The organism is Corynebacterium sphenisci DSM 44792 (assembly GCF_001941505.1).
GTDB lineage: Bacteria > Actinomycetota > Actinomycetes > Mycobacteriales > Mycobacteriaceae > Corynebacterium > Corynebacterium sphenisci.
The window spans coordinates 2,563,641-2,575,561 of record NZ_CP009248.1 but is presented as its reverse complement, the minus strand read 5'-3'; the positions used below and the strand labels follow the sequence as shown (position 1 = coordinate 2,575,561).

The following is an 11,921-nucleotide window of genomic DNA, read 5'->3' as shown; positions in this document are numbered from 1 at the left end:
GGCCCCGGAGGCTCAGGCGCGCAGATGCGCCACCCGCAGCCAGCCCGGGTCATCGGCGGCGTCCACCGCATGCTCGCCCTGGTCCCAGCCGGCGGCGAGCTCGCGGATCCGCCCCTCCCCGGGGCCCTCCGGGTCGACGTAGAAGTGCAGCAGGCGCAGCCCGTCGGAGGTCTCCGCGGCGACGAACACGCCCTCGTCGCCGGGGGCCTCCGCCATCGCCCGGCCAATCTCGTCCAGGGCCCGGGCCGACCCCGGCCCGGGCAGGCCCTCGGCATCGACCTCGGAGTACAGCAGCTGCACCACCACATGCCGGGTGAGCAGCGGGTCCACCAGCGGCGACAGCGGGGCCCGGGCGGTGACGTGCACCGGCAGATCCTTGGTCACCGCCTCCATGCCGTACCAGACCGGGCAGGCCTCGGCGACGCGGGCGATGATCCCGGGCAGCTCCGCCAGGGCGACGGCGCCCTCCGGGCGCTCCCGGGCGAGGACCACATCACCCACCCACAGCCCGAAGCCCTCCTCGCCGAGGACCAGCTGCAGCAGCATGAAGCCGATCTGGGTGACCTCCCGCTCCGCGGTCGCCGCGGCCGGGTCCTCCGGCCCGGCGACCCCGTCGAGCAGCTCCGCGAACACCGGGTGGTGCAGCCGCACCCCCACCACGGTGGTGCCGGCCATCGCCTCCACGGAGGCCTCCCCGGGGTCGATGGTGCGCCCGTCCCAGGTGATCGCGGCGGTCGGGTCGGGCCGGCGGAAGTCGGTGAACGCCCAGGTGGCGTCGTCATCGGGCCCGGCGAGCAGCATCCGGCGGGCGGTGGCGCGCACTAGCGGGTCCCCGCCGGCGGTGATCGTCAGCAGATGCCGGGAGTCCTCCCCGCCGGGGCCGAAGCCCCAGGCCAGGCGGGGGTCCACGGCGGCGACGCGGTCGCCGACGGCGCGGTGCACGTCGATCGGGTCGCCGACCCCGGTGAACATGGCGTCCAGGGCGGCGCCGCCGCCGTCGTTCCACCAGGACCAGAACCCGGCGATCGCGGCGTCCCGGGCGGCGGGGTCCGGGGCCTGCGGATCGGCGGGGCCGTGGTCGGGGTCGGCGTCGGGGGCGGGGCGGTGGCGGGCTGAGCTCATGCCACCGTGTCTAGCAGGCCGCGGGCCCCGGCGGGGCGCGGCGGGCTCAGCCGGCCGCGCCGGCCGCGGCGGCCTCGGCCTCCCGGCCCCAGCGGGCGGCGTACCAGGCGCACATCATCAGCTGGATCTGGTGGAAGATCATCAGCGGCAGGATGATCACCCCGGCATTGCCGCCGAAGATCACCGCCGCCATGGGCAGCCCGGTGGCCAGGGACTTCTTGGAGCCGCAGAACTGGATCGCGATCCGGTCGGCCCGGTTGAAGCCCAGCCGGCGGGCCAGCGCCCCGGAGGCGCGCAGCAGCAGCTCCACCACCGCGGCGGACAGGGCGCAGAGCACGATCAGGTCGGTCATCGGCACCGTGGACCAGATGCCCTCCACCATGCCCTCGGAGAAGGCGGCGTAGACCACCATGGCGATGGAGATCCGGTCCACGTTGCGGGTGCGCTTGGCCGCGGCCAGGCGCAGCGTCCAGCGCCGGGTGAGCTGGCCGATGGCGAAGGGCAGCAGCAGCTGCAGGGAGATGTCCGCGAAGACGGAGCCGTCCACGCGCACCCCGCCGCCGGTGGCCATGAGCAGCATCACCAGCACCGGGGTGATGACGATGCCGAGCAGGTTGGAGGCGGAGGCGCTGACGATGGCGCCGGCGACGTTGCCCCGGGCGATGGAGGTGAAGTTGACGCTGGACTGCACCGTGGAGGGCACCAGGGTGAGGTAGAGCACCCCGAGGTACAGCCCCGGGGAGAGCACCAGGTCCAGGGGCCGCAGGGCCAGGCCGAGCAGCGGGAAGGCGATGAAGGTCAGCGCCAGGATGGTCAGGTGCAGCCGCCAGTGCCGCAGCCCGTCGAGGGCCTCCCGGGGGCTCAGCCGCGCCCCGTAGAGGAAGAACAGCAGCGCGATGGCCAGTTTGGTGGCCACCCCGAAGCCCTCGGCGAAGGCGCCGCGGGCCGGGAAGGCGATCGCCAGGGCCAGGGCGACCAGGATGAGGACGATGAGCGGGTCGGGCCGCCAGGTGCGCAGGCGCTGGAGCATGGGCGTCGCCGCCGGCCTCAGCCGGCCTCGGGCCGGGGGGCCGGATCCGGGGTGGGCCGGCGCGCGGCGCGGCGCAGCGCCTCCCGGTCGATCCCGTCGGCGGGCGCGTCGCAGCCGTCGCAGCTGCCGCATTCCCGGCCGTCGCCGCACACCCCGCCGCCGCGGCCGTGGCCGTGGTCGTGGTCGTGCCCCCCGGGGGCGTCGGCGCAGCCCCCGGAGGAGCAGCAGTCCCCGGAGTCGCGCTCGGCGGCGTCGCGGCGGGCCTGGTAGATGGCGATGGTGTGCGCGCCCATCGCCGAGCCCACGCCGAGCATCGCGATCCCGGCGAGCGCGGCGACGGCCACCCACAGCCACATCCAGCCGGAGGCCGCCGGGTCGATGGCCTGCCCGGCCAGGGCCGCGGCGGCGGCGAAGGCGACCGCGGCCACCGCCCACGGCGGGCCGGCGACCCGGTGCGTGATGTCCCAGTTCTCCCGGGAGCGGCGGGCCTCCGGGGCGCGGATCCCGATGTAGTTGTTGCCGGGCAGGTGCGCGGTCCACGCGGCGGCGGCGACCACGCCGACGGCCACGGCGATGACCAGCAGGATCAAGGGGATGGCGATCATGGGCCCGAGTGTACTGCCCCCGCCCGGCGGGTTCCGCGCCGGGCGGCGCTCCCCCGGGCCCGCGGCCGCGTCCTGGGCCGTTAGACTGTCCAACCATGACGAACAGCGACAACGCCGCCGCGGAGGCCAACCACAACTACACCCCGGCGCTCGCCGCCGCGATCGAGTCGAAGTGGCAGCGCTACTGGGCGGATTCGGGCACCTTCGAGGCCCCGAACCCGGTGGGCGATCTCGCCCCGGCGGACGGCTCCGCCCCGCCGGCGGACAAGCTGTTCGTGCAGGACATGTTCCCCTACCCCTCCGGGGTGGGCCTGCACGTGGGCCACCCCCTGGGCTACATCGCCACCGACGTGTTCGCCCGCTTTCACCGGATGCGCGGGGCGAATGTGCTGCACACCCTCGGCTACGACGCCTTCGGGCTGCCCGCGGAGCAGTACGCCGTGCAGACCGGCACGCATCCCCGGGTGACCACCGAGGAGAACATCGCGAACATGGAGCGCCAGCTCGGCCGGCTGGGCCTGGGCCATGACAAGCGCCGCTCCTTCGCCACCACCGACGTGGACTACTACCGGTGGACCCAGTGGATCTTCCTGCGCATCTACAACGCCTGGTTCGATGAGCGGGCCGGCCGGGCCCGGCACATCGACGAGCTCGTCGCCGCCTACGGCTCCGGGGAGGTGGCGCTGCCGGAGGAGTTCGCCGGGCGCGCCTGGGCGGAGCTGGATCGGGTGGAGCGGGCCCGGGCGCTGGACGCCCGGCGCCTGGTGTACCGCTCCGATTCGATGGTGAACTGGTGCCCGGGCCTGGGCACGGTGCTGTCCAATGAGGAGGTCACCGCCGAGGGCCGCTCCGAGCGCGGCAATTTCCCGGTGTTCCGCAAGCGGCTGGGCCAGTGGATGATGCGGATCACCGCCTACGCGGACCGCCTGGTCGACGATCTGGAGCTGCTGGACTGGCCGGAGAAGGTCAAGGCCATGCAGCGCAACTGGATCGGCCGCTCCCGGGGCGCGGAGGTGGTGTTCACCGCCGTCGGCGCCGATGGCGCCGAGTACCCGATCGAGGTGTTCACCACCCGCCCGGACACCCTCTTCGGGGCCACCTACATGGTGCTCGCCCCGGAGCTGGACCTGGTCGACGAGCTGGTCGCCGACGCCTGGCCGGAGGGCGTGGATCCGCGGTGGACCTCCGGCGCGGCCACCCCGGCGGAGGCGGTGGCCGGCTACCGGCGGGCGATCGCCTCGAAATCCGATCTGGAGCGCCAGGAGAACCGGGACAAGACCGGCGTGTTCACCGGCGCGTACGCGGTGAACCCGGTGTCCGGGGAGCGGGTGCCGGTGTTCATCGCCGACTACGTGCTCGCCGGCTACGGCACCGGCGCGATCATGGCGGTGCCCGCCCATGACGAGCGCGACCACGAGTTCGCCCGGGCCCTCGGGCTGCCGATCCGGGAGGTGGTCTCCGGCGGTGACGTCGCCGAGGCGGCGCATGTCGGCGACGGGGTGGCGGTGAACTCCGCCAATGACCGGGGCCTGGACATCAACGGCCTGGCGGTGGCGGAGGCCAAGGCGGCGACCATCGACTGGCTGGAGGCCCACGGCGCCGGCCGGGGCACCACCCAGTACAAGCTGCGGGACTGGCTCTTCGCCCGGCAGCGCTACTGGGGCGAGCCCTTCCCGGTGGTCTACGACGAGGAGGGGGTGGCGCACGCCCTGCCGGAGTCGATGCTGCCGGTGGAGCTGCCGGAGGTGGACGACTACCGGCCGGTGACCTTCGACCCGGAGGACGCGGACACCGAGCCGCAGGCCCCGCTGGCGAAGGCGACGGACTGGGTGGAGGTGGAGCTGGATCTCGGGGACGGGCCGCGCACCTACCGCCGGGACACCAACGTGATGCCGAACTGGGCGGGCTCCTCCTGGTACCAGCTGCGCTACATCGACCCGAACAACGACCAGGCGCTGTGCGACATCGAGAACGAGCGGTACTGGACCGGGCCGCGCCCGGAGATCCACGGCGAGTCCGATCCGGGCGGGGTGGACCTGTACGTCGGCGGGGTGGAGCATGCGGTGCTGCACCTGCTGTACTCCCGGTTCTGGCACAAGGTGCTCCATGATCTGGGCGACGTCACCTCCGTGGAGCCCTACCGGCGGCTGTTCAACCAGGGCTACATCCAGGCCTTCGCCTACACCGACGCCCGCGGGGTGTACCGCCCGGCGGCCGAGGTGGTGGAGCGCGACGGCCGGTTCTTCATCGGCGAGGAGGAGGTCTTCCGGGAGTACGGGAAGATGGGCAAGTCGCTGAAGAACGCGGTCAGCCCGGACGAGATCTGCGACTCCTACGGGGCGGACACGCTGCGCGTCTACGAGATGGCGATGGGCCCCCTGGACACCTCCCGGCCCTGGGCGACGAAGGACCTGGTGGGCGCCCAGCGCTTCCTGCAGCGGGTGTGGCGGCTGGTGGTGGACCAGGCCACCGGCGGGTGCGCCGTCACCGGGGCGGAGCCGGATGAGGCGGATCTGCGGGCGCTGCACCGCACCATCGAGGGGGTCACCGCGGATTACGCGGCGCTGCGGGACAACACCGCGGTGGCCAAGCTCATCGAGTACGTCAACCACCTGACCAAGGCCCATGGCGAGGGCGGCGCCCCGCGGGCGGCGGTGGAGCCGCTGGTGCTGATGCTCGGCCCGGTGGCCCCGCATATCGCCGAGGAGCTGTGGCAGCGGCTGGGCAATGACCGCAGCCTGGCGGCCGGGCCCTGGCCGGAGGTCGACGAGCGCTGGCTGGTCGACGATGAGGTGGAGTACCCGGTGCAGGTCAACGGGAAGGTGCGCTCCCGGGTGCGGGTGCCCGCGGACGCCGACCGCGAGGAGGTGGAGGCCGCCGCCCTGGCCGATGGCCGGATCGCCGAGTACGCCGCCCAGGGCACCGTGGCGAAGGTGATCGTGGTGCCCGGCAAGATGGTCAACGTGGTGGTCAAGGGCTGAGGCCCCTGCCCCGCCGGGACCGGGCGAGGACGCCGCCGGCGCGGACCCGCGGGTCCGCGCCGGCGGCGTCGTCTCGTGCCGGGCTAGTCGGGCAGCCCGAACATGGCGATGGACAGGGTGCCGGTCATCCACAGCAGGGTGTGCGGCAGCAGCAGCCAGCACATGGCCAGCCAGGGGCGCCAGCGCTGGAAGGCGGCCCATTTGCGGTAGGTCATCCAGAACCCGCCGAGGGCGCCGACCAGGCTCACCGCGGAGGTGGCCAGCGGCCAGGCCAGCTCCCAGGTCCGGGAGCAGATGAACCGGCTGGCCCCGGCGTCGCAGTTCGGGCCGCCGGCGACCGCCCCGGCGACGCCGACGCCGATGGCGGTGAGGATGGTGGCGATGATGACCCCCGCGGCGTAGCGGTAGGCCTGGCGGCCGGAGCGCTCGTTGCGCTCCAGGCGCAGCAGGGGATCGTCGGCCGGGTCGATCGGGCGCTCGGCCGGAACCTGGTCGTGGATCTCGTCATCGGGCATGGCCCCGACCATACGCGGCGCGGCGGCGGCGTCAGGAGGGGGTGATCATCATCGGCACCGGGGCATGCCGGATGATGTGGTTCGTCGAGGAGCCGGTGAACACCCGGCCGAAGGGGCCCAGGGTGGAGGAGCCGAGCAGCAGCAGATCCCCCTTCTTCCACTTCACCGCCCCGATCGCCCCGGCCCAGCCGTCCCCGGAGCCGACATCGGCCTGCACCCGCAGCTCCGGGTGCCGGGTCAGCGCCCGGTCCCGGCCCCGGTCCAGCAGCGCCAGGGCCTGCTCATGCCACTCCACCATGAGGTCCTCGGCGGAGCCGTAGCCGGCGGCGGTGGGGTACATGGTCGCCCCGGCCGGGGTGAAGGCGAGCAGCCGCAGCGGCACCTCCCAGGCCCGGGCGAGGTCCGCGGCCCGCTCCAGGGCGCCGTGGGACTGCGCGGTGTCGATGTAGCTGCAGCTGACCCGGGTCACCCCCCGCTTGGAGAGCACGGCGCCGGGGATGGACAGGCCCAGCGGGATCGGCGAGAAGTGCAGCAGGGCGTCCGCGGTGGCCCCGGCCCGGAAGCGGCCCTCGGGCCCGCCGATGCGGGAGCCGAGCAGGATGAGGTCGGCGTCGAATTCGGCGGCGGCGGCGGTGATCGCGGTGGCCTCGGAGGAGGACTCGATGATCCGCACCGGATCCTCGTCGTCGATCATGGGCTTGCGCAGCCCGGCCCGCTTCGCGGCACGGCGGATGTCCTTGGCGGTGGCCTGGGAGACCTCGCGCACCCACCGGTCGCCGGCGTCGAGGCGGGCCAGGGAGGTCAGCGGCCAGCCGCGGGAGACCACCGCGGCGAAGCGGATCCGCACCGGGCAGGTGCGGGCCAGCCAGGCGGCGTGCGCCACCGAGTCCAGCCCCTCCGCCCCGGGCCGCCAGGCGACCAGGATCCTCATCGGGCTGCTGCTCATGGGCTGCTCCTCGGCGTCCGGCTGCGGCGCCCCGGGGGTGCGGCGCCGCCGCCGATGCTAGTCGCCGCGGGCGGCGGGCACCGGCGTTCGGCGCACCCCGGCGGGACCTAGGGGTGCTCCTCGTCCTGGCCGTAGGTGTCCAGGATGCGCTGCAGCACCGGCACCAGCTGGGCGCCGACGGCGAGCTGCTCGGGGCTGAGCGTGGCGAACATGGCGGCCATCTGCTCATCGCGCTCCCGGGTGACCCGGGCGAGCTCCTCGCGGCCCTTGGCGGTGAGCTCCACGCGCACGCCGCGGCGGTCCTTGGTGTCGCGGACCCGCTCCACCATGCCGGCGTCCTCCAGGTGGTGCACCGCGTTGGAGGCGGTGGGCATCCGGATCGCCTCGGCCTGGGCGAGCTGGTTGATGCGGCAGGGGCCGAGCGCGTCCAGGGTCATCATGATGGACAGCTGGGCCCGGCTGAGCTGCGACTCCTCGGAGCGGCGGCTGTAGAGCAGTTCCGCGCGGGTCAGCAGCGGGCGCAGCTGGCGCGCGATGGACAGCGCGGTGTGGCCCTCCGCGGTGTCGGGGGTGGTCTCGTTCATAGGAGGAATGCTATAGGATCAGCCGCCCTGCTTGCCATCCCAAAATAACACTGCGCAAACAGTTATAGATTCGCACCGATGCAGAAGGGCCGTGGCCGTTTCCCCGGCAAGAGCGGCGAAGGCGTTTCCGGGAGCCGCTCCACGGCCCGGGTGGCGGGGAAACCCCAGGTCGCATCCTGGCGCAAACAGTAAACGGCATTCGAACACGACGTGACCGGCCGCGGACGCGCAGGTCCGGGCCGGTCACGGGAGTGTTACGGACGGGGGTGGTGCGGGGGTGGTTACTTCCCGTCGTCCTCGCCGGCGATGAACGCCTCCAGGCGGGTGCGGGCCACGTCATCGGCCAGCTGCCGCGGCGGGGACTTCATCAGGTAGGACGAGGCCGGGTACACCGGGCCGCCGATCCCGCGGTCCAGGGCGATCTTCGCCGCGCGCAGCGCGTCGATGATGATGCCCGCCGAGTTCGGCGAATCCCACACCTCCAGCTTGTACTCCAGGTTCAGCGGGACCTCGCCGAAGGCCTTGCCCTCCAGGCGCACGTAGGCCCACTTGCGGTCGTCGAGCCAGTCGATCCAGTCCGAGGGGCCGATGTGCACGTTGCGGTCGTCGATGAGCCCGGCCAGCGGGCCGGTGAGGTTGGAGGTCACCGCCTGGGTCTTGGAGATCTTCTTCGACTCCAGCCGCTCGCGCTCCAGCATGTTCTTGAAGTCCATGTTGCCGCCCACGTTGAGCTGCAGGGTGCGCTCCAGGCGGACCCCCCGGTCCTCGAAGAGCTTCGCCATCACCCGGTGCGTGATGGTCGCGCCGACCTGGCTCTTGATGTCGTCGCCGACGATCGGCACCCCGGCGGCCTCGAACTTCGCGGCCCACTCCGGGTCGGAGGCGATGAACACCGGCAGCGCGTTGACGAAGGCGACGCCGGCGTCGATGGCGCACTGCGCGTAGAACTTGTCGGCCTGCTCGGAGCCCACCGGCAGGTAGGACACCAGCACGTCGACCCGGGCGTCCTTGAGCGCCTGCACCACGTCCACCGGCTCGGCCGCGGACTCCTCGATGGTCTCCCGGTAGTACTTGCCGAGCCCGTCCAGGGTGGGCCCGCGCTGCACGGTGACGCCGGTGGCGGGCACGTCGGCGATTTTGATGGTGCAGTTCTCGGAGGCGTCGATCGCCTCGGCGAGGTCCCTGCCGACCTTCTTGGCGTCCACGTCGAAGGCGGCGACGAACTCGACGTCGGAGATGTGGTACTCGCCGAAGCGGACGTGCATGAGGCCGGGCACGGTCTCGTCCTCGCTGGCATGGCGGTAGAACTCGACGCCCTGCACGAGCGAGGAGGCGCAGTTGCCGACGCCGACGATGGCTACGCGGATGGAACTCATATGGCTTTTCGTCTCCTTGACACTTACGGGGCCGCGCCGGAATCGGCGGGCCCACCGTCCTGACGCTATCGCCTGGCGGCCCCGGACACGACACCGCGGGCGCCGTCGGCGCCGGTGAACCGATACAGCGGGCTGGTCGGGGCCCGCCCCCCGCCCGCCGGCGCCCGCCGCCGGGCCCCGGCGCGCCCGCGCGCCGGGCGCCCCGGCGGCGCCGATCCCGGCTCGGATATCGCCTCGGGGGCCCATGCCTCGTATCCTGGGGACTCGGACCCGCCTCCGGCGCGACTGGCGCCGCCCGGGGGCATGAGAAGCAACCTCGGGAGAGCCTGTGAGCAAGGAAGCGCATTACCCCGACGCCGCCGGCGGCGGGCGGGAGGACTGGGTCGACGAGGCCCCGCCGGCGGGCGGCCGCGGCCGCCTGTGGGCCTGGATCGGCGCGGCGGTCGCCCTGATCGTGCTCTTCCCCTTCGCCATCTTCGGCATCGCCTACGCGGCCACCGACGTGCCCAGCCCCGAGGAGCTGGCGAACAACCAGATCGCGGTGATCTACGACCGCACCGGGGAGGGCGAGATCGCCCGGATCGTGCCGGAGGCCGGCAACCGCAAGCCGATCTCCCTGGACGAGGTGCCGGTGCAGGTGCGCAACACGGTGCTCGCCGCCGAGGACCGGGAGTTCTACACCAACCCCGGGTTCTCGCTCACCGGCTACGCCCGCGCCGCGATCGGCGCGGTCACCGGCAACCGCTCCGCCGGCGGCGGCTCCACGATCACCCAGCAGTACGTGAAGAACGCGGTGGTCGGCAATGAGCGCACCCTGACCCGCAAGGCCAAGGAGCTGGTCATGTCCGCCAAGATGGCGCGGCAGTGGAGCAAGGACCAGATCCTGGAGGCCTACCTCAACACCATCTACTTCGGCCGCAACGCCTACGGCATCGCCGCCGCCGCGGAGGCCTACTTCGGCAAGCCGGTCGCCGAGCTCACCACCGCCGAGGGCGCGGTGCTCGCCGCGGCCATCCAGCGGCCCTCCGACCTGGACCCCTGGGTGAACCGGGCCGAGGCGGAGCAGCGCTGGAACTACGTGCTCGACGGCATGGTGGAGATGGGCGTGCTCGACGCCGGGGAGCGGGCCACCACGCCCTACCCGGACACCATCGACCCCGCCGAGGTGCCGGTGCCGACGAACACCGACGGCCCGGAGGGGCTGATCCGCAACCGGGTGCTCGCCGAGCTCACCGAGGAGGGCATCACGGAGACCCAGGTGAACACCCAGGGCCTGCGGATCACCACCACCATCGACCCGACCGTGCAGCAGGCCGCGCTCGACGCGGTGGACACCTACGTGGACATCGACGGCGGCCAGCGCGCCGCGGTGGTCTCCGTGGAGCCGGCCACCGGGGCGGTGCGCGCCTACTACGGCGGTGACGACCCCAATGGCTGGGACTACGCCAACAACGGGGTGCAGACCGGGTCCACCTTCAAGATCTTCGCCCTCGCCGCCGCCCTGGACCAGGACATCCCGCTGTCCCGGACCTACTCCTCGGCCCCGGTGACCTCCGGCGACGCCACCATCTACAACGTGGGCAACGCCAGCTGCGGCACCTGCCCCATCTCGGAGGCGCTGAAGCAGTCCCTGAACACCCCCTTCATCCGGCTGCAGCAGGACCTGGAGCACGGCGCGGAGGACACCGCGGCGATGGCGCACCGGCTCGGCGTGGCCGAGGAGCTGCCCGGCCTGGGCCGGACCCTGATGGAGGAGGACGGCACCACCTTCGACGGGATCACCCTGGGCCAGTACCCCACCCGGCCGCTGGACATGGCCGTCGGGCTGGCCACCCTCGCCGATGACGGCATGTACCACCGGCCGCATTTCGTGAACCGGGTGGAGACCGCCGACGGGGAGGTGCTGCTGGACCGCTCCGCGGACCGGATCGAGGGCGAGCGCCGGGTCTCCGAGGCGGTGGCCACCAACGTCATCGACGCCATGGAGCCGATCGCCGCCTACTCCAACCAGGCGCTTTCCGGCGGCCGGCAGTCCGCGGCGAAGACCGGCACCACCCAGCTCGGCGACACCGGGCTGAACAAGGACGCCTGGATGATCGGCGCCACCCCCCAGCTGTCCACCGCGGTGTGGATGGGCATGGTCGACGGCGATGCCCTGTACAACCCGTGGGGCGGGGTGATGTACGGCGCCCAGTCGCCGGGCTCGATCTGGAAGTACACCATGGACAACGGCCTGGTGAACGAGGAGTTCAAGACCTTCACCGCGCCGAAGGCGGTGGGCGGCCAGGCCGGCCGGCCGGTGGTGCCCACCCAGACCTACGTCCCGGAGACCACCGAGGCGACCACGGAGGAGACCACCAGCTCCGAGGCGCCCACCCCCGAGCCGGCGCCGGTGGAGCCCCCGCCGGTGCCCGAGCTGCCGCTGCCGGAGCTGCCGTTGCCGGGTTTTGGTGATGGCGGCGCGGAAGGGGGTGATGCGGGGGGCGGTGACGCCGGCGGCGGCGCCGGCGCGGCGGATCCGATCCCGGCGGAATAGGGGCGCGTGATGGACCTGTGGATGCTGCTGACCATGGTCAGCGTCGGAATCGGCTTCCTGCTCTTCGGCGGTTCCTTCGCCGCCTTCATGTACGGCCGGCCGCGGTCGCTGGTGTGGGGCCTGGCGCTGGGCGCGCTGGTGCTGTGCACCATCATCCCGGTGACCCTGGCGGTGTTCCTGGGCACCTCCGCCGGGTGAACCCCGCCGGGTGCGCGGATTGGCCGGT

General features: G+C 73.0%; 10 protein-coding genes. 3 read left to right on the top strand and 7 right to left on the bottom strand.

From position 1 onward, the window contains the following. Positions 1-12: 12 nt before the first annotated feature. The 3 genes from CSPHI_RS11695 to CSPHI_RS11685 are packed head-to-tail and all read right to left on the bottom strand — an operon-like array spanning position 13 to position 2,757. Positions 13-1,122, bottom strand: a complete 1,110-nt coding sequence (locus CSPHI_RS11695; protein WP_075693504.1) for a DUF695 domain-containing protein — start codon at positions 1,120-1,122, stop codon at positions 13-15. A gap of 46 nt (positions 1,123-1,168) precedes the next feature. After that, positions 1,169-2,152, bottom strand: coding sequence for a bile acid:sodium symporter family protein (locus CSPHI_RS11690; protein ID WP_075693502.1), 984 nt, complete (start codon positions 2,150-2,152; stop codon positions 1,169-1,171). A gap of 17 nt (positions 2,153-2,169) precedes the next feature. Continuing rightward, positions 2,170-2,757: an SdpI family protein gene (locus CSPHI_RS11685; protein WP_075693500.1), complete on the bottom strand. Its 588-nt coding sequence runs from the start codon at positions 2,755-2,757 to the stop codon at positions 2,170-2,172. 95 nt (positions 2,758-2,852) lie between these two features. Between CSPHI_RS11685 and leuS the strand changes: the two genes are divergently transcribed. Then, complete coding sequence (leuS, locus tag CSPHI_RS11680; RefSeq protein ID WP_075693498.1) at positions 2,853-5,738, top strand: leucine--tRNA ligase; 2,886 nt, start codon at positions 2,853-2,855, stop codon at positions 5,736-5,738. An 83-nt stretch (positions 5,739-5,821) separates the two neighbouring features. Here the strand turns inward: leuS and CSPHI_RS11675 are convergent, their stop codons facing one another. From CSPHI_RS11675 to CSPHI_RS11660, 4 genes are all read right to left on the bottom strand, one after another. Continuing rightward, complete coding sequence (locus CSPHI_RS11675; RefSeq protein ID WP_075694067.1) at positions 5,822-6,253, bottom strand: hypothetical protein; 432 nt, start codon at positions 6,251-6,253, stop codon at positions 5,822-5,824. Positions 6,254-6,284: 31 nt separating this feature from the next. Beyond that, positions 6,285-7,199, bottom strand: a complete 915-nt coding sequence (locus CSPHI_RS11670) for a universal stress protein (protein ID WP_075693496.1) — start codon at positions 7,197-7,199, stop codon at positions 6,285-6,287. Positions 7,200-7,306: 107 nt separating this feature from the next. Beyond that, positions 7,307-7,783 (bottom strand): MarR family winged helix-turn-helix transcriptional regulator, encoded by a 477-nt coding sequence (locus CSPHI_RS11665; protein ID WP_075693494.1) that lies wholly within the window; start codon positions 7,781-7,783, stop codon positions 7,307-7,309. Between the two features lie 281 nt (positions 7,784-8,064). Beyond that, positions 8,065-9,159: an inositol-3-phosphate synthase gene (locus tag CSPHI_RS11660; protein ID WP_075693492.1), complete on the bottom strand. Its 1,095-nt coding sequence runs from the start codon at positions 9,157-9,159 to the stop codon at positions 8,065-8,067. Positions 9,160-9,577: 418 nt separating this feature from the next. Between CSPHI_RS11660 and CSPHI_RS11655 the strand changes: the two genes are divergently transcribed. Both CSPHI_RS11655 and CSPHI_RS11650 read left to right on the top strand, forming a co-directional pair. Then, positions 9,578-11,695 carry a transglycosylase domain-containing protein gene (locus tag CSPHI_RS11655; protein WP_245803425.1) on the top strand — a complete coding sequence of 706 codons (2,118 nt, stop codon included), beginning with the start codon at positions 9,578-9,580 and terminating at the stop codon, positions 11,693-11,695. A gap of 9 nt (positions 11,696-11,704) precedes the next feature. Continuing rightward, positions 11,705-11,893: a hypothetical protein gene (locus CSPHI_RS11650; protein WP_157118551.1), complete on the top strand. Its 189-nt coding sequence runs from the start codon at positions 11,705-11,707 to the stop codon at positions 11,891-11,893. Positions 11,894-11,921 lie beyond the last annotated feature (28 nt).